Source organism: Kineosporia sp. NBRC 101677 (genome assembly GCF_030269265.1).
GTDB lineage: Bacteria > Actinomycetota > Actinomycetes > Actinomycetales > Kineosporiaceae > Kineosporia > Kineosporia rhizophila.
The window spans coordinates 241078-261365 of the sequence record NZ_BSTA01000005.1 but is presented as its reverse complement, the minus strand read 5'-3'; the positions used below and the strand labels follow the sequence as shown (position 1 = coordinate 261365).

At 71.7% G+C, this 20288-nt stretch carries 21 protein-coding genes; 10 read left to right on the top strand and 11 right to left on the bottom strand.

Annotated elements, in window-relative coordinates; all coding sequences use genetic code 11:
• Positions 1-15: 15 nt before the first annotated feature.
• Complete coding sequence (locus QSK18_RS17170) at positions 16-1035, top strand: hypothetical protein (protein ID WP_285620313.1); 1020 nt, start codon at positions 16-18, stop codon at positions 1033-1035.
• 3 nt (positions 1036-1038) lie between these two features.
• Entirely contained in the window at positions 1039-1368 is a 330-nt protein-coding gene (locus tag QSK18_RS17165; RefSeq protein ID WP_285620310.1) for a hypothetical protein, read from the top strand.
• An 11-nt stretch (positions 1369-1379) separates the two neighbouring features.
• Here the strand turns inward: QSK18_RS17165 and QSK18_RS17160 are convergent, their stop codons facing one another.
• Positions 1380-2969 (bottom strand): DUF2637 domain-containing protein, encoded by a 1590-nt coding sequence (locus QSK18_RS17160; protein WP_285620307.1) that lies wholly within the window; start codon positions 2967-2969, stop codon positions 1380-1382.
• A 93-nt stretch (positions 2970-3062) separates the two neighbouring features.
• Here QSK18_RS17160 and QSK18_RS17155 point away from each other — a divergent pair, with 93 nt between their 5' ends.
• The 4 genes from QSK18_RS17155 (at position 3063) to QSK18_RS17140 (ending at position 6759) form a co-directional block, all read left to right on the top strand.
• The gene (locus tag QSK18_RS17155) at positions 3063-3902 is read left to right on the top strand and encodes a Stf0 family sulfotransferase (protein ID WP_232814127.1); all 840 of its coding nucleotides are present in this window, start codon (positions 3063-3065) and stop codon (positions 3900-3902) included.
• Entirely contained in the window at positions 3883-4887 is a 1005-nt protein-coding gene (locus QSK18_RS17150; RefSeq protein WP_232814126.1) for a coiled-coil domain-containing protein, read from the top strand. The genes QSK18_RS17155 and QSK18_RS17150 overlap by 20 nt, the downstream gene beginning before the upstream one ends.
• A 65-nt stretch (positions 4888-4952) precedes the next feature.
• On the top strand, positions 4953-5996 hold the full coding sequence (locus tag QSK18_RS17145) for a phosphotransferase family protein (RefSeq protein WP_285620303.1): 1044 nt from the start codon (positions 4953-4955) through the stop codon (positions 5994-5996).
• 1 nt (position 5997) lies between these two features.
• Entirely contained in the window at positions 5998-6759 is a 762-nt protein-coding gene (locus QSK18_RS17140; protein ID WP_285620301.1) for a class I SAM-dependent methyltransferase, read from the top strand.
• Here the strand turns inward: QSK18_RS17140 and QSK18_RS17135 are convergent.
• From QSK18_RS17135 to QSK18_RS17125, 3 genes are read right to left on the bottom strand one after another with little or no spacing between them, the layout of a single operon-like run.
• Complete coding sequence (locus QSK18_RS17135; RefSeq protein ID WP_285620300.1) at positions 6743-7261, bottom strand: hypothetical protein; 519 nt, start codon at positions 7259-7261, stop codon at positions 6743-6745. The two genes, QSK18_RS17140 and QSK18_RS17135, sit on opposite strands and share 17 nt — an antisense overlap.
• A 24-nt stretch (positions 7262-7285) precedes the next feature.
• Positions 7286-7636, bottom strand: coding sequence for a VOC family protein (locus QSK18_RS17130; protein WP_285620298.1), 351 nt, complete (start codon positions 7634-7636; stop codon positions 7286-7288).
• Positions 7636-8499 (bottom strand): MerR family transcriptional regulator, encoded by an 864-nt coding sequence (locus QSK18_RS17125; protein ID WP_285620295.1) that lies wholly within the window; start codon positions 8497-8499, stop codon positions 7636-7638. Before QSK18_RS17125 ends, QSK18_RS17130 begins: the two co-directional genes overlap by 1 nt.
• A 127-nt stretch (positions 8500-8626) precedes the next feature.
• Between QSK18_RS17125 and QSK18_RS17120 the strand changes: the two genes are divergently transcribed.
• Genes QSK18_RS17120 through QSK18_RS17105 form a run of 4 tightly spaced genes read left to right on the top strand, consistent with a single transcriptional unit; the run spans position 8627 to position 12637 of the window.
• Positions 8627-9691, top strand: coding sequence for a FecCD family ABC transporter permease (locus QSK18_RS17120; protein ID WP_285620293.1), 1065 nt, complete (start codon positions 8627-8629; stop codon positions 9689-9691).
• Positions 9688-10758: a FecCD family ABC transporter permease gene (locus QSK18_RS17115; protein ID WP_285620291.1), complete on the top strand. Its 1071-nt coding sequence runs from the start codon at positions 9688-9690 to the stop codon at positions 10756-10758. The genes QSK18_RS17120 and QSK18_RS17115 overlap by 4 nt, the downstream gene beginning before the upstream one ends.
• A complete protein-coding gene (locus tag QSK18_RS17110; protein ID WP_285620289.1) occupies positions 10755-11636 on the top strand; it encodes an ABC transporter ATP-binding protein in 882 nt (293 codons plus the stop codon). The genes QSK18_RS17115 and QSK18_RS17110 overlap by 4 nt, the downstream gene beginning before the upstream one ends.
• Positions 11633-12637, top strand: a complete 1005-nt coding sequence (locus QSK18_RS17105; RefSeq protein ID WP_285620286.1) for an ABC transporter substrate-binding protein — start codon at positions 11633-11635, stop codon at positions 12635-12637. Before QSK18_RS17110 ends, QSK18_RS17105 begins: the two co-directional genes overlap by 4 nt.
• A 119-nt stretch (positions 12638-12756) precedes the next feature.
• On the opposite strand, the gene QSK18_RS17100 is transcribed toward QSK18_RS17105, so the two are convergent.
• The 7 genes from QSK18_RS17100 to QSK18_RS17070 form a co-directional block, all read right to left on the bottom strand.
• Positions 12757-13740 (bottom strand): NAD-dependent epimerase/dehydratase family protein, encoded by a 984-nt coding sequence (locus QSK18_RS17100; RefSeq protein WP_352396572.1) that lies wholly within the window; start codon positions 13738-13740, stop codon positions 12757-12759.
• A gap of 349 nt (positions 13741-14089) precedes the next feature.
• Positions 14090-15055 carry an NADP-dependent oxidoreductase gene (locus QSK18_RS17095; RefSeq protein WP_285620283.1) on the bottom strand — a complete coding sequence of 322 codons (966 nt, stop codon included), beginning with the start codon at positions 15053-15055 and terminating at the stop codon, positions 14090-14092.
• Positions 15056-15139: 84 nt separating this feature from the next.
• Positions 15140-15595 carry a GNAT family N-acetyltransferase gene (locus QSK18_RS17090; protein ID WP_285620281.1) on the bottom strand — a complete coding sequence of 152 codons (456 nt, stop codon included), beginning with the start codon at positions 15593-15595 and terminating at the stop codon, positions 15140-15142.
• 127 nt (positions 15596-15722) lie between these two features.
• A complete protein-coding gene (locus tag QSK18_RS17085; RefSeq protein ID WP_285620801.1) occupies positions 15723-16181 on the bottom strand; it encodes a GGDEF domain-containing protein in 459 nt (152 codons plus the stop codon).
• Positions 16063-17202: a hypothetical protein gene (locus QSK18_RS17080; RefSeq protein WP_285620279.1), complete on the bottom strand. Its 1140-nt coding sequence runs from the start codon at positions 17200-17202 to the stop codon at positions 16063-16065. Before QSK18_RS17080 ends, QSK18_RS17085 begins: the two co-directional genes overlap by 119 nt.
• 64 nt (positions 17203-17266) lie before the next feature.
• Positions 17267-18679 (bottom strand): GGDEF domain-containing protein, encoded by a 1413-nt coding sequence (locus QSK18_RS17075; protein ID WP_285620277.1) that lies wholly within the window; start codon positions 18677-18679, stop codon positions 17267-17269.
• An 8-nt stretch (positions 18680-18687) separates the two neighbouring features.
• The gene (locus tag QSK18_RS17070) at positions 18688-20181 is read right to left on the bottom strand and encodes a GGDEF domain-containing protein (RefSeq protein ID WP_285620275.1); all 1494 of its coding nucleotides are present in this window, start codon (positions 20179-20181) and stop codon (positions 18688-18690) included.
• Positions 20182-20288 lie beyond the last annotated feature (107 nt).

Below are 20288 nucleotides of genomic sequence, written 5' to 3'. Positions count from 1 at the left end.
TTAGGCTCACCGATCGTGGGAATCCTCAGGAACCTCAGCCGGCGCGGCCCCTCGTTCGAGGTGATCGACCGGCGCTGCTGGGCCGACGAGTCCCTCGACCGCCTCTACGACCAGCTGCCCGTCCTCGACCCGTACCAGCGGGTGGAGACCGTGCTGGGCATGCTGCGCCCCCTGCGTAACCGCCCCGAGGAACACGTCCAGCTCTCCGAGCTGATGGGCGAGGAACTGATGGGCTCGGTCGACGTGCTGCGCGAGCGCTGCGCGCACCCGCACACCCATCCCGACGACCGGGTCGACCTGCTGGCCCTGCTGGGGACCACGCTGGTCGACGTGGCCTGGGAGATCCGCGGCAGCGGACCGGCCTCCAGCGTGCAGAAGTCGGCCTGGCCGGACTTCCGAGAGATCCTCACCGAGGCCGACGAGATCCTGGTGGCGGCCCTGCGGATGGTCCCCCACCATCCCGACGCCGCCACGTTCCGCCTGTTCACCGCGCTGGGCCTGGGTGTGCGCTCCGACGAGTGGTGGAACCGGTTCGAGGTGGCCCGGGCCGCCCACCCCACCCTGTACGCCGCGCACCGGGCGATGCTGACGGCGTTGTGCGCCAAGTGGTACGGCAGCGACGAGCTCATGTTCGACTTCGGGCGCAGCGTCGCCGAGCAGGCCCCGCCCGGCGACCCGCTGGTCGCGATGCTGCCGCTGGCCCACGCCGAGTACCTGTGCTCGGTCATGATGGGCCGCAACACCCCCGGCGGGCCCTCCCCGGAAGCAGCGCGCATGGACGACGAGGAAGCCGTGATGGCCGCCTCGTGGAAGTGGGCCGGGGACGGCAGCCGCCCGGCCCCCACCCACGCGCACGCCCTGCGCGCACACAACCTGTTCGGCTGGTTCCTCGGCACCAGCAGCCGCTTCCAGGACCGGGGCCGCTGGCACCTGGAACAGACCCGCCACCGCTACCACAGCATGCCCTGGTCATTCGTGGCCGACGACCCGCAGGGCGCCTACGCCGAGCTGTGCGTGCGCCTCGGGGTCCGCTGACCCATGGCCCTCTTCGGCAGCCGGGGGGCCCGGGCGCGAATGGTCGAGAACCGGTGCTGGGCCGACGAGAACCTCGACCGGCTCTGCGACACCGCCCCCACCCTGACCGCGCCCGCCCGCGTGGAGCTGGTGCTGCAGCACCTGCGGCCGGTCCGTGACCAGCCCGACCAGCACACCCTCACCAGCGACGCGCTCGACCTGACCGCCGACGTGGAAGCGATGCGGGTTCCAGCCGTGGGTCAACCTCTCCAACAACCCGCCCCACGCCTACGCACGCCTGCACGCCCACCTCGGCCTCAGCTGAACCCCCCACCAGCCTGGAACCAGACGTAAACCAGGTGCGTCTAGGCCTGGACGGCGCGCAGCGGAGAGGTCTTGCGGGCCTCGATCAGGATCCGGGCGGCGGTGCGGTCACTGACCAGCCACCCCTGCCGCTCCAGCTCGGCCCGCAGCTCGGTGCCGGTGATCTCCGGACGCGCATGCACGATCCCCGCCGCCACGGCCAGGCGCTCCTCCTTCTGCTTGACCGTCGGGCGCCCACTGACCGCCGTCCCCGGGTACCGCTCGTCCGTCCCGTACTCCGGCGGGTAGTCGCCCGAGTCACCCGAGTCCTCGGCCCACTCCGACGTGCCGGGACCCGAGCCCACGGAGGGCTCAGGTTCGGGGACGCTCGTACGGGCCTGCGCCGCAGCCCACAGACCAATGCGTTCCCGGTCACGCGCCGCAGTGAACGTCGGCACCGGCTGAGTCGTCTCAGCCGTCTCGATCGGCTGGGACGTCTGCGTGGGCTGGGTCGGCTGGGTCGGCTGGACAGCTGGTGTCGGCTCGAAGGGCATCTGAGTGGCAGGCTCAGCCGGCGTAGTCACAGCCACCGGTCGGGCGGCTGTGTCAGACATGACAGGTGGCACAGGTGGCACAGGTGGCACAGGTGCGGCAGGCGTGGCAGGTGCAGTCACAGCAGAATTGAGGACGGGGGTGGCGGGCACCGCGGTATCGAACGGGTTGTCGCTGTCCGGCAGTACCAGGACGCGGTGCGCCGGCGCGGCCTGCGCCTCCTGTTCACCCTGGGCACCCTTGGCCGGGTGGGGGATGTCGGGTTCGGGGCGCAGGACGGACTGGACCACTGCGCGCAGGATCGACTCGGGGCTGCGCTCGGGGTGCTGGTCGGCGCCGGTCCAGCCCACCGCGTCCATCACCGTGGAGGGGGCCAGGCTGCCCGCGCGCAACTGTCGGTTCACCACCCGCCGTACCCGCCTGGCGTCGCGGCGGGCATTGACCCGGCGTGGCAGTGACAGGTTCAGTGCCTCCCGGGCGGCCGCCGCCATACCCACACCGATCCGGGCCTGGTGGGCGTCGGCCACCCCGGTGCGGGCCATGAGCAGGCGGGTGCGGACCGACTCGATCGGCGCGGACAGCCACAACGAGGGCGCGATCGAGGCGCTGGGCCCGAAGTTGGCTGCCTTCCACTGGCCCAGGACCTGCTTGCCGGTCAGCTCCACCAGCACCGCCCACACCGCGGGCGCGGTCACGTGCCAGGGCACCTCACCCAGGTTCCGCGAGGCCAGCGCGTTCAGGAACAGCGTCCCGGCCACCCCGCAGTGCGCGGTCAGACGCCACCCCGTCATCGGCCGCCCCACCTTGGCCCCCGCCACGTACTGCAGCGAGGCGCCGAGGATCAGCAGGTCGACCAGCAACGGGAAACCCGCCGCCAGATAGGGACCGAACGTCGGCTCGGCCGCCTTGTACAGGCTCTGGTACGACAGCACGGCACCGATCACGGCGACCGGCACGAGCACCACCCGCGCCCAGGCGCTCAGACGGCGTGCCTGCCGGGCCAGGGCCGCGGCATCAGCAGACTCCGCGGGCCGGGCCGGATCCAGGTCGGGGCTGGAGGGGATGACCACGGCGCCCATGCTGACGCCCGCACGTGTCACCTGTCATCCCGCCAGGTCCCGGCCTGCACCAGTTGACCGGGTTGACCGTCAGACAGTGGACACACTCACTGCCAGCGGGTCAGTGTGGCTGCCATGTGTGTCGATGCGTACTTCGTCTGCGCCACACCCCGCACCGGCAGCTCCCTCCTCCTCGGCCTTCTGGCATCCAGCGGCTGCGCCGGGCGACCACAGGCGTACTTCCGTGCACCCGACGAAGCACTGTGGGCCGAGCGCTGGCAACTTCCCCGCACCGGCTACCCGTACGCCGATTTCGTCACCGCCGCGCTCGCCGCCGGCCGCACCGCGAACGGGGTCTTCGGCGCCAAACTGATGTGGGGGACCATCGGCGAACTCACCGCCAGACTCGCCGACGCCTACCCCGACGCCGAAGGCGCTGCCACGACCGCAGGAGACCTCGCAGTGCTGCGCCGGGCGTTCGGGCGGGTCGGGTTCGTGCACCTCAGCCGCCGCGACGTGCTGGCCCAGGCGGTGTCATGGGTACGCGCCGAGCAGACCCAGCAGTGGTACGCCGGAGGCGACGGAGAGATCAGCGGGCAGATCAGCAATCAGCCCACCGGTGCCCGGCCCACGTTCGACGCCAACGCCATCGAGCACCACCTGCACCTGATCCAGGAACACCAGCAGGGCTGGGAGGACTGGTTCAGCGCCAACGGCGTCAGCCCGCACCGGGTGACGTACGAGGAACTGACCGCCGACCTCACCGGCACCACCACACGGGTCCTGCAGGCGCTGGGCCTCGAGGCACCGGCGCAGCCACCCGTCGCCCGCCACCAGCGCCAGGGCGACCACGTGAACCAGGAATGGATCACCCGCTACCGAGCCCACGCCCACGCTGAGGCCCAGACACGGGCCAGTGCTGAGGACGGGGCACAGGATGCGCCAGACTTCCGGGGTGAGCACGAAAAGCCCTGAATCCGCCCCCGAGCCCGACGTCCGGCCCACCTGCGGCCTGGACGGCTGCGAAGAGCCCCTGCCGCCACGCCCCCGCGACGAACTCGGCCGGCCCAAGGGCGGGCGACGGGCCCGCTACTGCTCCAAGGCCCACGCCGACGCGGCCTCCCGCCAGCGCCGGGCCAGTGACCTGGCCGCGGTGGCCGACCCCCTGGCCCTGGCCCGCGAGGCCACCGCGGGTGTCCTGCCCGCCGCCCGGCAGCTCAGCGAGCAGCTCACCAGCCTGATGGCCCGGTTCGAGCAGGCCGAGAACGGCGCGCTGGCCCGGGTCCAGGCCGCCGAGACCGAGGCCGAGCAGGCCCACGCCGAGGCCACCCGCGCCGCCGAGGCCGAACAACAGGCCGAACAGGCCCGCCGCGAGGCACTCGCCGCCGCCCGCCGCGACCGCGAGGAGAAGGACCAGGCCCTCGAACGCGCCCGCCAGGCACAGGCCGAACTCCAGGCCACCCGCGACGAGACGTGGAAGCAGATCGCCGAGCACGAACGGGCCCGCGGCCAGGTCGAGGCCGAACTGCAGGCCGCCCGCACCGCCCTGGAGACCCTGCGCCGCGAGCACGCCGAGGTCCTGCAGACCACCCAGGACCAGCACTCGCGGATCACCCAGCTCGACCTGCACCTGGCCACCACCAGCGCTGAGCTGCGGCAGTCCACCGAGCGCGCCGCCGACCTGGGCGCACGCCTGGACCAGGCCGAGCAACGCCACCAGCAGACGGCCGCCGACTGGCAGTCCCGCCACGAGCAGCAGACCCACCAGCTCGCCACCCTGCAGCAGGCCCACGACGCGGCCGTGGCCGAGGCCCGGCGCCTCGCGCAGCAGTTGAACGAGCAGTTGAACACCACGAGCCCAACCGTCCGCCCGGCACCGGTGACCAGAGCGCCCAAACCCGCCCGCCGGCGTCCTCGGGTAGCCGGAAACCGCCCCGCCGAACGCCCCAGCCTGAGCTAGAGCCCTGACTGGGCCCCCGCGAAACTCGCTGTCCCCCGCACGAGGGGCTGCACTAGCGTCCCTGGGTGCCCAGTACCCCGCGCCGAACCCTCACTGCCGACGACCTCACCGACGTCATCCGCGCCGCGTTCGGGCCTGACCAGCGGATCACCGGGGTACAGCGGTTGCGTGGGGGCACCAAGAAGGGCGTCTACCGGGTGGGCCTGACGGGAGTGCCAGCGTCAGCCGTCGTGTACAGCTGGGCCGACGAGGAAAACTTTTGGACGCCCGTGGGCCCCTCGAGCGATCCCGGCCCGTCGGTCAGTACCCAGGATCCCCGGGACCCGTTCGCCCCCGCGGACGGGATGCCGCGGTTCCTGGACGCCGTTCACACCCTCCAGGCGCTCGGGGTGCCCACGCTCCACGTCTACCTGGCCGACGACAGCCGCCAGGTGTTCCCGGCCGATGTCGCCGTCGTCGCCGACCAGGCCGGGGGAACGCTGGAGGCCCTGTACGACAGCGACCCGGCCCAGGGGGACGCCATCACCCGGCGCCTGGCCGAGACGCTGCAGGTCGTGCACGCCCACCGCGCCCCCACCTACGGCACGCTCGAGCAACTGCGGCTCGGCATCGAACCGTACGGCCCCACCTGCGAACACCTCGTCCTCGAACGCGCACTGGGTGACGTGGCCGAAGCCGCCGGCCGCGAACCCCGGATCGCCGCCGTCGCCGAGCAGCTCGCCCGCAGGCTGCACGACCTGCATGCCAGGATCAGCCCCCGCCAGGAGTACGCGCTGATCCACGGCGAACTCGGCCCCGACCACGTCCTGCTCACCGCCGAGCCCGCCAATGGCGCAGGGGCGGTGCTGATCGACATCGAAGGGCTGATGTTCTTCGACGTGGAGTGGGAGCACGTGTTCCTGGAGATCAGGTTCGGCGAGCGCTACCGCCTGCTCGCACCGCGCACCCCACTCGACGGGCCCCGGATGGACCTGTACCGCCTGGCCATGCGCCTGTCCCTGGTCGCAGGTCCGCTGCGGCTGCTCGAGGGCGACTTCCCCGACCGCGCCTTCGCCCGCAGCATCGCCGAGCACAACACCCACGCCGCCCTCGCCCTGCTGGGACAGTGAGATGCGCCCCTACACAGACCTTGTCGCCGAGGCCGAGCAGGCCGACGTCACCGGCTGGGACTTCTCCTGGCTGCGAGACAGGGCCACCGAGGAACGCACACCCTGGGGGTACGCCGGGCAACTGGCCCAGCGTCTGGCGCACGCGCACAGCGCCCTGGACCTGGACACCGGAGGCGGGGAAATCATCGCCGGGGCACCCGAACTGCCCGCGCACATGACCGTCACCGAGGCGTGGGCACCGAACCTGGCCCGCGCCGCGCAGACGCTCACACCGCGCGGGGTGAACGTCGTGCACTGCTCCACCGAGAACCTGCCGTTCGCCGACGCCACGTTCGACCTGGTCACCAGCCGCCACCCGGTACGCCCGGCCTGGGCGCAGATCGCCCGCGTCCTGCGCCCCGGCGGCACCTACTTCGCCCAGCACGTCGGCCCGGCCTCCGCGTTCGAGCTGATCGAGCACTTCCTCGGCCCGCTCCCGCGCGAGGGCCACGTCCGCGACCCCCGGCGCGAGAGCGACGACGCCACGAACGCCGGCCTGCAGGTCGTCGACCTGCGCACCGCTCGCTGCCGGATGGAGTTCCACGACGTGGGGGCCGTGGTGTGGATCCTGCGCCGCTGCGTGTGGTGGGTGCCCGGCTTCACCGTCGCCCGCTACGAACCCCACCTGCGGGCCCTGGACGAGACCATGCGCGGGGGAGAGCCTTTCGTCGCCCACTCCACCCGCACCCTGATCGAGGCCCGCCGCCCTACCAGAACAGCGTGACCAGCAGCGTCAGCACACCCCAGGCCAGCGCCGGCCCGAACGCCCGCACCCGCCACGGCACCCACTGGTACAGCAGGCCCAGCACCACCATCGAAACCCCGAGCACCGCCGTGGGCGAGTAGGCCACCCACAGGCGCGTGCCCTCGTCCACCGCCGACAGCAGCAACGCGTAGTACGTCACGACCGCCCCGATGACCCCACCGAACACCTGCCCGAACGCACCCCACAGCACCCGCGGCTCGTGACGCTCGCTGGGCAGCCCCGCACACAGCACCGCCGCCACCATGACCGCCACCGCGTTCACCCATCCACCGAGCGCCGAGTGGTCCGAGTCCTCGGCCAGAAAGTCGATGCCCGTAGGCCTGGGCAGGTAAGCCCCGGACCCACCCCAGATCAGCAGGGACAGCAGCAGCACCACCCAGCCGGCGATCAGGGCCAGACCGGTGCCGCTCTGCAGCAGCTTGGCGCGACGATCCTCGGGCGACGACAGCATTCGGGGCACGGCGTGAAACTACTGCACCTGAGGCTAGTGACCGATGGCCAGATCGAACTCGTTGCCTTCCGGATCCCTCAGGCAGACCCAGTGCACCCCGTGCTCGCGGTGCTCCGACACCTGGGTGGCCCCCAGCGCCAGGATCCGCCCCAGCTCGCCCTCCCAGTCAGAACCTTCAGCGAGGCGCAGATCCAGATGCACCCGGTTCTTGACCTGCTTGGCCTCCGGCACCGCCAGCAGCATGAGCGCCGGGCTGCCCGGGATCAGCGCATAGAAGGCGTTGGCGCCGGGCTCGACCGGGCGCTGCAGCAGCTGCGCCCAGAACCCGGCCAGCTTCTCGGCGTCGGAACAGTCGATCACGACCTGCGCGACCTCGACAGACATCACAGATCTCCTTCGTCAGTAGGGAAGTGGGTGACCGGCCAGCAGACCTCGGTGCGCAGAGCCGCCGGGTCACTGGTGTCGGCCGGACTGATCAGGTAGTTCTCCCGGATCGGGCCTTCGGCCGCGATCCCGGCGGCGTGCACGTGCTCACCCAGCGCCGCATACGTACGGTCCAGATCCGCGAACGAGCCCTCATGAACGGCCACCGCATACGGCTGCGCCCCAAGATCCAGCAGCCGCACCCCCCGCTCGCCGCCCGGATCACCGTCTGGATCACTGCCGGCCCCGACGGGTAGCAGAGCGGTCACCGTCAGGCTCTGCCCGCTGAACCAGTCCCCCGAGTACAGGGCCCCACCCGCCCCCGAGGGCCAGGCCTGCACCTGCCGGGCCGCAGCGAACAGACGCGTGAACACGTCCGCGAACCACACCTCGATCCGCTCCGGCACCACGTCCCCGACCACCGTCAGGGCACTCTCACCCACCCCGGGCCGGTAGGTGACCGGCGGCGTCCACGGCAGCGGAGACAGCATCGAACGCAGCGACCCCACCGCGACCGCCGTCTGCAGCAGCTCACGCTGCAGCTGCTCCAGATGACGGCCGATCACCGCATCCCGCCCGGGCCCCTCCGGCGCGGCGAGCGCCTCACGGATCTGCGGCACCGGCATCCGCACGTCCCGCAGACGCCGGATCAGCTGAGCCCGGGGGATCTGCGCACTCGTGTAGTACCGGTACCCGCTGCCCGGATCCACCACCACCGGCACCAGCAGATCCACGTCGTGGTAGTGACGCAGCGTCTTCGCCGTCAGGTGCGTCAGCCGGGAGAACTCCCCGACCAGGAACAGATGCTCAGCCGCCTCGGACACGGATCCAGCATGGACCTTCCCCCAGGGGCAAGGTCCAGACCGCCACGACCCCCCATTACGCCGATCCGTGCAAGATCAGCAGGCCCCCTCGACAACCTAAGGTGAGGCTAGCCTAAGCTGCCCCCTCGTGACTGCCGCCCCACCCCTCCGGTCACCGGCGCCCCCACCGACCGGAACCCCGACCACCCGGACCACCCGACGCCTCAGCGCCCTGACCGCCCTGGCCGTCATGACCGCGCTCGCCCTGCTCGCCGTCGGCGCCAGCCTCATGTTCGGCAGCAGCCGCCTGAGCCCCGGCCAGGTGATCGACACCCTCCTGCACGGCGGCACCAGCGAACTGCACGCCATCGTCTACGGCGTGCGCATCCCCCGCACCGTGGTCGGCGTGATCGTCGGCGTCTGCCTGGGCGTGGCCGGAGCCCTGATGCAGGGCCACACCCGCAACCCCCTCGCCGACCCCGGCATCTTCGGCGTCTCCGCCGGCGCCGGCCTGGCCGTGGTCGTCGGCGTCTACCTGCTCGGCGTCACCAGCACCAGCTTCGACGTCCTCTTCGCCCTGGCCGGCGCCCTCCTGGCCAGCATCGCCGTCTTCACCATCACCGCCGCCGGCAGCGGAACCGCCAGCCCCCTGCCCCTGGCCCTGGCCGGCACCGCCGTCTCCGCCCTGCTCGAGGCCCTCACCTCCTTCATGGTCCTGTCCGACCGCGACGCCCTCGGCGCCTACCGGCTGTGGGTCGTCGGCTCCCTGTCCGGACGCGAACTGGCCACCGCCTACGCCGTCCTGCCCTTCGCCGCCGCCGGCCTGGTCCTGGCCCTGCTCAACACCCGCGCCCTCGACAACCTCAGCCTCGGCACCGAGATGGCCCAGGGCCTCGGCCAGAACATCCGCACCGCCCGCCTCACCGGCCTGGCCGCGATCACCCTGCTCACCGCCGCCGCGACCGCCGCCGCCGGCCCCCTCGGCTTCGTCGGCCTGGTCGTCCCCCACCTCGCCCGCGCCCTCGTCGGCAGCGGACACCGCTACGTCGTACCCGCCAGCGCCCTGCTCGGCATCGCCCTCGTCCTGAGCGCCGACGTCGTCGGCCGCCTCATCGGCGGCGTCGGCGAAGTCGGCGTCGGCATCGTCCTGGCCGTCATCGGCGGCCCCTTCTTCGTCCACGTCGCCCGACGCCGATCACTGGTAGCCCTGTGAACACCCCGAAAATCCACACCCGACAGGGCGTCACCGCCGGCCCCCTCGGCGTGCCCTGGCGCCCCCGCGCCCTGACCGCTTGCCTGGCCGCCCTCGTCCTCCTGCTGGCCCTGATCGTCCTGGCCATCGGCGCCGGATCGTTCCGCCTGGCCCCCGCCGAGGTCGTCAGCACCCTCCTGGGCAACGGCACCCACCAGCAGAACCTCATCGTCTTCGACCTGCGCCTGCCCCGCGTCGTCACCGGCGCCCTCGTCGGCCTCGCCCTCGGCACCGCCGGCGCCCTCACCCAGGCCTTCACCAACAACCCCCTGGCCACCCCCGACGTCATCGGCGTCACCGCCGGCGCCTCCACCGGCGCCGTCGCCGCCATCCTCATCGGCGGCGGCTCCTACACCGTCTCCGACGCACTCCTGGGCAGCGGCATCCCCCTCGCCGCCACCATCGGCGCCCTCACCGCCTCCGCCCTGGTCTACGGACTCGGCTGGCGCGACGGCATCGACAGCTACCGCCTGATCCTCGTCGGCATCGGCGTCGGCTCCGTCCTCACCGCCCTGACCAGCTACCTGCTGGTGCGCAGCCAGATCACCGACGCCGCCCGCGCCGCCGCCTGGCTGGTCGGCAGCCTCACCGGCTCCACCTGGACCAGCATCTGGCCCCTGCTCACCGTCACCGCGATCGCCACCCCCCTGGCCGTGGCCTGCTCCTCCTCCCTGGCCATCGCCCAGCTCGGCGACGAGACCGCCACCGGCGTAGGCCTCGCCGTCCAACGCCACCGCCTGCTCGTCATCGCCCTGGCCGTCGTCCTCACCGGAGCCGCCGTCGCCGCCGCCGGCCCGATCGGCTTCGTCGCCTTCGTCGTCCCCCAGATCGCCCTACGCCTCAGCGCCGCCACCCGCCCCCCGATCATCCTGGCCGGACTGCTCGGCGCGGCCCTGGTCACCGGCGCCGACCTGGCCGCCCGCACCCTGTTCCCCTACCAGATCCCCGTCGGCCTCCTCACCACCGTGATCGGCGCCCCCTACCTGATCTGGCTCCTGATCCACCAACGCAAAGAGGTCGCCCGGTGAGCACACCCGTCCTGCAGGCCAAGGACCTCAAGGTCACCTACGACACCCGCGACACCCGCGACACCCGACCCGTCATCGACGGCCTCAACCTCACCATCGAATCCGGCCAGATCACCACCTTCGTCGGCGCCAACGGCAGCGGAAAATCCACCCTGCTCAAAACCCTCGGCCGCATCCTCAAACCCACCGCCGGACAAGTCTTCCTCGAGGGAACCCCGATCAGCTCCCTCTCCACCAAAGACGTCGCCCGCCGCCTCGCCATCCTGCCCCAGAGCCCCACCGCCCCCGCCGGAATCAGCGTGCGCGACCTCGTCATGCGCGGCCGCAACCCCCACCAGACCTGGGCCCGCCCCTGGTCACCCGACGACGCCCAGATCGTCGAACAGGCACTCGCCGAGACCGGCCTGAGCGACGTCGCCGACCGCGACGTCGCCGCCCTCTCCGGCGGACAACGCCAACGCGTCTGGATCGCCCTGGTCATCGCCCAGCAGGCCGGCACCCTCCTGCTCGACGAACCCACCACCTACCTCGACCTCACCCACCAGCTGTCAGTCCTGCGCCTGGTCCGCCGGATCAACACCGAGACCAACACCACCGTCGTGATGGTCCTGCACGACCTCTCCCTCGCAGCCCGCTACAGCGACCGCATGGTCGTCCTGCACCGCGGAAGCGTCGTCGCCGACGGCACCCCCACCGACGTCCTGACCCCCGCGAACCTGCTCACCGCCTTCGACCTGCACGCCCGCGTCGTCCCCGACCCGGCCACCGGCACACCCCTGGTCGTCCCCGAAGCCGACACCCCCGAAACCGCCGTGGCCCCCGACGTCCTCACCGACGTCCACAAACCCCTCACCAACAACACAGAAGGTCCCGCATGAAAATCAACCGCCTCGCCGCCGGTCTCCTCGCCGTCGTCGCCACCCTCGCGCTCGCCGGCTGCGGCAGTGACACCGACAGCAGCAACGACGAGGCCGGCGTCGCCGCCGCCGAGGGCCCCTGGAGCTTCACCGACGACCTCGGCCACACCGTCGAGCTCGACCAGCGCCCCACCCGCGTCGCCGGCCTGATCGACCCGCTCTCCTCGCTGATGAACTACGGCGTCAAGCCGGTCGCCACCTTCGGCTGGGCCACCGTGGACAAGGACCCCCGCTTCGAGGGCAAGGACATCTCCGGGATCACCACCCTCGGCGCCACCTACGGCGAGATCGACGAGGAGAAGCTGATCGAGGCCGCCCCCGAACTCATCGTCACCACCGTGTACCCGACCGACGCCAAGGGCACGATCGACGAGTCCCAGCCGCTGTACGGGTTCAACGACAAGGCCCAGCAGGAGACCATCGAGAAGATCGCCCCCATCGTCGCGATCAAGATGGGCGGCAAGGGCTCCGACGTGATGGCCTCCATCACCGGCCTGGCCACCGCCCTCGGCGCCCCCGAGGACAAGCTCGCCGAGACCAAGAGCGCCTACGACGCCGCCGCGGCCAAGCTCACCGAGGTCGCCAAGGCCTCCGACGTCACCGTCACCGCGATGTACGGCGACGCCGACGGCGCCTACGTGATGAAGCCCGACGACGAGCCGATCACCCAGCTGTACAAGGAACTCGGCGTGAAGTTCTTCGAGCCCGAACCCGAGGGCTACTACTGGGGCATCTACTCCTGGGAGAACGCCGGCAAGATCGGCGGCGACCTGATTCTGCTGCAGAAGGACGGCTACACCGAGGAAGAGATCCTCAAGCAGCCGACCATCGCCCAGACCCCCGCGTTCGAGGCCGGCCAGATCGAGCCCTTCACCAGCCCCGGCCTGGACTACGTCTCCCAGACCGACTACATGACCAAGCTCGCGCAGTACATCAGCGACGCCAAGGTCGTCACCTCCTGATCCGACCCGAGAACCTGGTCCGCCCGGGCCAGGTTCTCGGGTGTCAGTTCAGAAATCCGCAGCAAAGCCTGTTATCAAATTGAGGACGGGGGTGGCCCAGTCGGTCACACAGCTCGGCTTCAGGAGGTGTACACGCCGGTCGGCTCGGAATGATAGCCCTTCCAGCCGACTTTCAGCGCGAGCTCGCTGCGCCACTCGCCGGTGTCCAGCGCCTGCCGGGCCACCCGGTCGAAGGTCGCCGAAGGACGCCAGCCCAGCTCGGCCTGCGCGCGGGCACTGTCATACACCCGGTCCAGCGCCGGGAACATGCTCCAGCCGGCCTCGTCGTACCTGGCCATGATGTCGGGGAAGAGCTTACGGACGATCGTGGGCGCCTCGAGCGCGAGCTGCGCGGCTTGGTCACGGGTGAACGGGGTAGGGGCGCTGATCACGTACCGAGCGAAACCCAGCTCCGGCGCCTTCTGTGCCGCCAGGATGTGGGCGTCGACCACGTCGGCCAGATCCACCCGGCGGTAGAGGAACTCGTTGACCTTGAGGTTCAGGTCGGCGAACGAGGAACGCATGTCGTCGCGGTCGTCGGCCTCAGGGAAGAACCGCGACGTCTTCAGCACCACCACCGGCAGCCCCAGATCACGCGCAGCCAGCTCGCACAGGTCTTCCGCCGCGACCTTCGTGGCCCCGTAGATGTTCTTCACCCGGGGAACCACGTCCTCGTCGATCCAGGCCGCCGGCTCTCCCGCCGCCGGAGTCATCGCCCGGCCGAAAGTACTCGTGCTGCTGGTGAAGACGACACTGCGCACACCGGCTCGCGCGGCGGCCTCGAGGACGTTCAGCGTGCCGGTCACGTTCACGTCCACGAAGTCCTGCCGGGTGTGCGACCCGACGTGGGGCTTGTGCAGGGTCGCGGTGTGCAGCACGTGGTCCACACCCTCCACGGCCGAGGCTACGAATGCGGCATCGACGATCGAGCCCTGGATCTGCGTGTGTTCTCCCGCGGCGACATCCAGGCCGACAACCTCGTGCCCCGCAGCCAGAAGCGTACGAACCAGCCCCTCCCCCAGGTGCCCGGTGGAGCCTGTGACCAGGAATCTGCTCATACTCAACCCTTTCCGTGCCCGGCTGGATCCAGAGGAGTTTGGTGGAGGCGGGCTCATCGGCGCGACTCAATTGTTGCGTCTCGACCTGAACCCCAAGGTCAACGGATTCGTCCTTCTTTCCTTGCCGGGCTGTCTGTCTGACTCTTTTCATCTGCAACGGCCTGTTATCACTAGTTGCGGAACATTTCCCTTCAATTCCCTGGCCATCTCCGGCGGCAGCGAGCAACCGCCGGGAGGAGCAACTGCCGCTGGGGGGTCGTGTGCCTCTGACGAGGGAGTCCACCGCATTGGCCAGCGAGCAGGTGCCGTTGGAGCGCGTGCTGCAACCTGCCGGCGCCCCCTCCCCCGGCGGACCTCAGGGGGTGAGCAGGACGCGGCCGCGCAGTCCCCCGCCCTCGAACGCGCGGTGCGCGGCCGGGGCCTGCTCGAACGGGTACACCGAGTCGATGACCGGGCGGATCGACTTCTCCTGCACGTGCCGGGCCGCCTCGGCGATGGCCTCCTGCGGCGGCTGGGCCACGAGGGTCCGCACGCGGGAGCCGCTGATCAGGCCGATCACCGAGCCGGCGGCCGCTCCGGCCAGGGCGCGGGGCGAGGCGACGACCGAGACCATCCGCCCGCCGGGGGTCAGGCGCCGACGCCAGGCCAGCAGACCTGGCCCCGCGGTGTCGACCACCACGTCCACCGGGCGGATGTCACCGGGCCTGGTCGTCGCGTAGTCGAACACCTCGGCTGCGCCCAGCGACTGGGCCAGGTCAGCGTTGGCCGCGCTGGCCAGGGCGACCACGTGCCCGCCGAGCGCGTTGGCCAGCTGCACCACGGCCGCGCCGACGGCCCCGGTGGCTCCGCGCACCAGCACCCGTTCGCCGGCCAGGAGGCGGGTGGCGCCGCCCAGCGTGCGCACGGCCATGGTGGCGGGCATGACCGTGGCCGCCGCCCCGAGATCGTCCACCCCGGCGGGGGCGGGCGTGACGTGGGAGGCCTCGAAGACAGCCGACTCGGCGGCCGAGCCCAGGGCAGCGCCGAAGGCCCGGCCGTCGCAGGTCACCGCCCAGACCCGCTGCCCGACGCTCAGGGAGCTGACGTCGGCGCCCGCCGCCTCGATCTCGCCGACCGCGTCGATTCCCGTGCCCTTGGGGAACTTCCGGCCGCTGAGCAGTTTCACCGAGCCGCTGCGGACGTTCACGTCGGCCGCGTTGACGCTGGTGGCGGCCACCCGGATACGCACCTGGGTGGGGCCGGGCAGGGGGATGGGCACCGGCTCGACGGACAGCACCTCGGGCCCGCCGTACCTGGCGTAGCGCACCGCGCGCATCAGCATCCCCAGACGCTCGGATCCACGGACGCTGCGAAGCCTAGTCCGATTGGGCCGGTTCGCCGGGTGGCGGACGGTGCCCGTTCGCGCTCAGGCCTGCTCTCCCCCAGGTTCGCCGCCCGCTGGTCCGGTGCGCAGTTCGCAGGTCCAGTCACCGTCCTCGTCCTTGGACAGCTCGGCGAAACCGGCCGAGGCGTAGAGCTTGCGCGCCGGCGCGTTGTCGTCGTGCACCGACAGCCGGATCGCCGGGGCGTCGGGCTGGTCCTGCAGGTAGCTGACCAGGGTCCCCAGCGCGGCCCGGCCCACTCCGTGGCCCTGCTCGGCGGCGTCGACGAGCATCCCGCCGATCCAGTTGCAGCCGTCCTCCTCGTCGAAGGCGTGCATGATGTGGCCGACCACGTCGTCACCGGCGTACACGGCCAGCGAGTGCCAGAGACCTTCGCGCAGGCTCAGCAGCAGGTATCGGGCGGCTGACTCGGCCACCCAGTCGCGCTGGTCGTCGCGGGGCACGACATCGGCCACGGCACGCCAGTTCTCGTCGCTCACTGCCCGCAGCGTGACTCTCCGGCCGCTACGGTCGTCCAGGCCGGCGTCAATAGTTGCAATCACCGCCCAACCCTCTCACGAGCCACGTATCGCCCTGGCCGTCACGACGCCGTGCTCAGGCTCGGGCTCACGAACGGACCTGGACCTGCTCTGCTGCCACGAGGCGGTCGCGGCCCTGGTGCTTGGCCTCGTACAGGGCCCGGTCGGCACGCCGCAGGCAGGCTGCGTCGTCCTCCTCGCCGTCCCAGCGGGCCACGCCGATCGAGCAGGTCTGCCCGTGCGGCACCAGGGCGCGCAGCCCGTCCAGCACCTGCAGGCCGTGACCGGCGTCGGTGTCGGTGTCGGTGTCGGTGTCGGTGTCGGGGCAGTGCAGCAGGGCCACGAACTCCTCGCCGCCCCAGCGGGCCAGCAGCCCGGCCGAGCCGATGCGTTCCTGCCAGGCGGCGGCCGCCTGCTGCAGCAGCGCGTCACCGGCCGCGTGCCCGCGGGCGTCGTTGTACCGCTTGAAGTGGTCCACATCCAGCACCGCCAGCAGCACGGTCGTGCCGGTCCGGCGGGCGTGCTCGAGGCCGGCCCGTACCTGCAGGTCCCAGGCCCGCCGGACCGGCACGACCGGTCAGCCCGTCGGTGGCCGCCAGTTCACCCATCGCGCGCCGGTGCTGCTCGAGCTGACGGTGCAGGTCCCAGAAGCGCAGCATGAGCAGGGCGACCAGCACCACCGTGCCGATGCTGAGCAGGACCTGCTCCCCTACCTCGGCCCGGCCGGCTTCGGCGATCAGCAGCGTGGGGGGAAGGGCCGCGGCCAGGGTCATGCACGCCAGCCGGGTCACCGTCATCGGTGACTGCCCCGGCGAGGGCTGCGGTGGCAGGTAGCCGGGGCGCGCAGCCGGGGCGATCGCCAGGGCCAGGCCGAGGTACGACATGAGCCACAGGCTGTTGACCCAGCGGGGGAACAGCACCGAGTCGGTGTCGGCCCCGGCCAGCTGCTGGGCCACGTCCCCGGCCAGCAGGCAGCTCAGACCGGTGACCAGCAGCCACAGGGTGGGGGTGCGCCGCCCGCCGTCGATGAGCATCCGCACCGCGGCGAAGACCATCAGCACGTCCATCAGGGGGTAGGCCGAGGACACCGCCTGCCCGGCCAGGCCGAGGTGGTCGTCGCGCATGACCGGCAGGACCAGGAACACCAGCGCCAAGCAGGCGGCACTGGCGGTCACGATCAGCACGTCCAGGCGGTCGCCGAGCCGGAAGTGCCCGCCACGCCGTCGGTTCAGTTCCAGCAGGCCCGCGGCCAGGGGCAGGTAGGACAGGAGGTAGAAGGGGTCACCCGGGGTGGGGTAGACCGTGTGGTCGTGGTGCTGCCAGGTCTTGAACAGCACCTCCCCCAGCAGCGAGACCCCCAGCGACAGCTGCACCAGGCGCCAGCCGCGCCGGCGGTGGGCCGGGACCTGGCCGACGAGCCGCGAGATGAACAGCAGCGACAACGACACCGACGCCAGGTACAGGACTGCGGAGGTGAGGGTGCCCGGCGCGGGGACCGCGGCGACCGGCACGGCCGCGACGGCGAGCACGCCCAGTAGGTGCGTGGGTCGCTCAGCCTCCCGGTCCATGGTCTGCACGGTCGGCGCGCCGCCGCCCTAGCCGCGACAGACGGTGACGCTCCACCGGTTCGGCCTACTCCGCCCCGGCCGACGAGTGAGTACCGGCGAGCACCAGACGGTCACGACCAGCCCGTTTGGCCTCGTACAGGGCGTCGTCGGCGCGGTGCAGCAGCGAGGTGGCGTCCTCGCGGCCGTCCCAGACAGCAGCTCCGACCGAGGCGGTCTGGCCGAAGGGCACCAGCGCACGCAGTCGCTCCAGGGTGGCCTGGCCGGCGTCGAGGTCCGCGCAGGTGATCAGGACGGCGAACTCCTCCCCGCCCCACCGGGCGATCCGGCTGTGCGGCCCCAGCTGCAGGCTCCAGGCCCGGGCCGCCTCCTTCAGCAGGTCGTCACCGGCCTGGTGACCGCGGGCGTCGTTGAACTCCTTGAAGTGGTCCAGGTCCAGCAGCGCCACCAGCAGCCGCCCGCTCTGGCGGCTGTGTTCCATCGCCCGGTCCAGGTCGAAGTCCCACGAGCGGCGGTTGGCGATCTCGGTGAGGGGATCGGTGCGGGCCATGCGGGCCAGTTGCTCGGACTGCCGGCGCAGCTGGCGCAGCAGGTCGCGGACGCGGCCCACGACCATGGCGAGCAGGACGATCGACCCCAGCCCGAGCAGCACCGAGTCGTCGTAACGGCCGTTCAGCGCCCGCACGGTCAGCACCCCCGAGGGCAGACCGGCGGCGAGCGCCAGGATGGCCAGGCGGGGCAGGGACAGCTCGGCCGTCTGCCCCTCGGGGGCGGCGCCGGCCTTCTCCGGGCGTTGGGCGCTGGCTGCGGCCAGGCCCAGGAAGAGGTACGAAGCGGCCCAGACGACGTTCATCCAGCCCGACCCGTCGCGCCCGCCCGCACCCTGCTCGGCGATCTGGCCGGCGTCGGCGCTCAGGGTGGCGGTCAGTGAGGCGACCACCCAGGCCAGGGCCGGTCCCAGCCTGCGTGCGCCCAGGAGGGTGCGTACGACGATGAACAGCAGCAGCACGTCGATCAGCGGGTACACGGCGCCGGCCAGGCGGGTGGCGACCGGCTGGGCGGAGTCGGCGGCTACGGGCAGGACGAAGTGCACCAGGCAGAGCACTCCGACGCCGGTCGCCACGATGCCGGCGTCGAGCCGCGCGGCTGAGGCCCGGCGGCTGTTGTCCTGACGGTGCAGACCGCGCACACCCCAGGCCAGGGCGAGGTACGAGAGCACGAACAGGATGTCCGCCGGGGACGGCCACCGGTTCGTCCCGCGCAGGGTCATCACCAGGACCAGCACCTCGCCCGCGACGCACAGGCCCACACTGACCAGCAGCCAGTTCCAGGGGCGCCGCCGCGGGGCCGGCACCTGCCGCACCGCCAACAGCAGGAACAGCGAGCTGAGGGCGACCGAGACGGTGTAGGCGACCGACATCGCCGGGGAGTCCCCCGGGAACAGAGCCAGGACCAGGACCCCGAGCCCGGCCGCGAGCATGGCCGGCCTCATGCGCTGGCCCGGGTGTGACGTCCGGCATCGGCGGCCGCCGGCACGACCCGGTCCCGGCCGGAGCGTTTGGCCTGGTACAGGGCGTCGTCGGCCCGCTTCAGCAACGTCACCATGTCCTCGGTGCCGTCCCATTCCGCGACGCCGATCGAGCAGGTCTGCCCGTACGGCACCAGCTCCCGCAGAGCGTGCACCATCTGCAGCCCCCGGGCCCGGTCGGCGCTGTGCAGGGCGACCGCGAACTCCTCGCCGCCCCACCGCGCGATCAGCCCACCCGGTTCCACCCGCCGGCTCCACGCCTGGGCGGCCTGGCGCAGCAGGTCGTCCCCGGCCTGGTGACCGTGCTCGTCGTTGTACTTCTTGAAGTGGTCCAGGTCCAGCAACGCCACCAGCAGCACGGCGCCCATCCGGGCCGAGGCCACCCGCGCGCGCTCCAGCTCGAAGTCCCAGGAACGCCGGTTGGCCACCCCGGTGAGCGGGTCGGTGCGGGCCATCTCGGCCATCTGGTCGGACTGCTCACGCACCTGGTGCAGCAGGTCCCAGATCCGGGCCAGCACCATCACCAGCAGCAGCAGCGAGCCCGCGCCCAGCTGCGCACCGTTCTCCGGGCGGCCCAGCGCGGCCAGCACCACCTGCACGATCGCCGGGGTGGCGGCCCCGACCGCCAGCACCACCAGCCGCAGCATGGTCAGGCCGGTCTGCGGCTGCGGCTCGGCCGGCGCCCCGGACCCCGAGCGGGCGAACACCGCCGCCAGGCCGAGAGTGGCGTAGTAGAAGGCCCACAACAGGTTCATGTAGGAAGGGGACTGCGCGCTCGAGGAGGTCAGGACCATCACGTTCTGCAGGGTGTCGGCCACCAGCGAGGCCACGAGCCCGGCCGCTACCCACCAGAGCGCAGCGTCGCGTCGTGAACCGATCAGGATCCGTGCCACCAGGAACGTGATCAGTACGTCGATCAGCGGGTACGCGCTTCCCACCACCCGGGCCGCCACCGACTGGGTGGAGTCGGCCGCTGCCGGCCCGATCACGAACACCAGCGCCAGCACACCCACACCGGTGGTCACGATCCCGGCGTCCAGCAGGCTGCCGAAGGCCGGGCGGTCGTTGCGCTGGCGGACCAGGGCCATGACCGCGCACCCCATCATCACGTAACCGGCGATGAACAAGACGTCGGCGCCGGTGGGCCACTGCTCGTCGCCTCTGATCTCCAGCACTGCGGTCCACGTCTCAGCGACCAGGGACAGCGCCATCATCCACATCAGGATCGTCCAGGGCCGCCGGTGCTCGCGCGGCACACGGAACGCGGCCACGCACAGGAACACCGCCGAGAACCCGACCGAGATCAGGTATCCCAGCTGGGCCAGCAGACTGCCCGGCATGACGGCCGGCACCAGCAGGGTGCACACCGGAGCCGCCAGCACCGCCAGGCCACCGGCGACGACGAGGGCCGTCCACGAGGGACCGAGCGCGAGTGGGAGTCCTGGCGTGCGCACACGTCCACGCGAGGGCAGCCCGATCACCGGTACCCCATCGGCCGCAACCGGACCGGTGTTCGCCCGGCGGCCGGAGCTGTACCGGTCCGGGTGAAGATCAGCACCGG

What these genes read in the sequence shown, in the direction of transcription:
- QSK18_RS17165 (WP_285620310.1), top strand. Translation starts at nt 1,039, where the DNA reads ATGGCCCTCTTCGGCAGCCGGGGGGCCCGGGCGCGAATGGTCGAGAAC.
- QSK18_RS17095 (WP_285620283.1), bottom strand. Translation starts at nt 15,055, where the DNA reads ATGCTGATGCGCGCGGTGCGCTACGCCAGGTACGGCGGGCCCGAGGTG.
- QSK18_RS17080 (WP_285620279.1), bottom strand. Translation starts at nt 17,202, where the DNA reads ATGGACCGGGAGGCTGAGCGACCCACGCACCTACTGGGCGTGCTCGCC.
- QSK18_RS17155 (WP_232814127.1), top strand. Translation starts at nt 3,063, where the DNA reads ATGTGTGTCGATGCGTACTTCGTCTGCGCCACACCCCGCACCGGCAGC.
- QSK18_RS17075 (WP_285620277.1), bottom strand. Translation starts at nt 18,679, where the DNA reads ATGCTCGCGGCCGGGCTCGGGGTCCTGGTCCTGGCTCTGTTCCCGGGG.
- QSK18_RS17130 (WP_285620298.1), bottom strand. Translation starts at nt 7,636, where the DNA reads ATGTCTGTCGAGGTCGCGCAGGTCGTGATCGACTGTTCCGACGCCGAG.
- QSK18_RS17105 (WP_285620286.1), top strand. Translation starts at nt 11,633, where the DNA reads ATGAAAATCAACCGCCTCGCCGCCGGTCTCCTCGCCGTCGTCGCCACC.
- QSK18_RS17140 (WP_285620301.1), top strand. Translation starts at nt 5,998, where the DNA reads ATGCGCCCCTACACAGACCTTGTCGCCGAGGCCGAGCAGGCCGACGTC.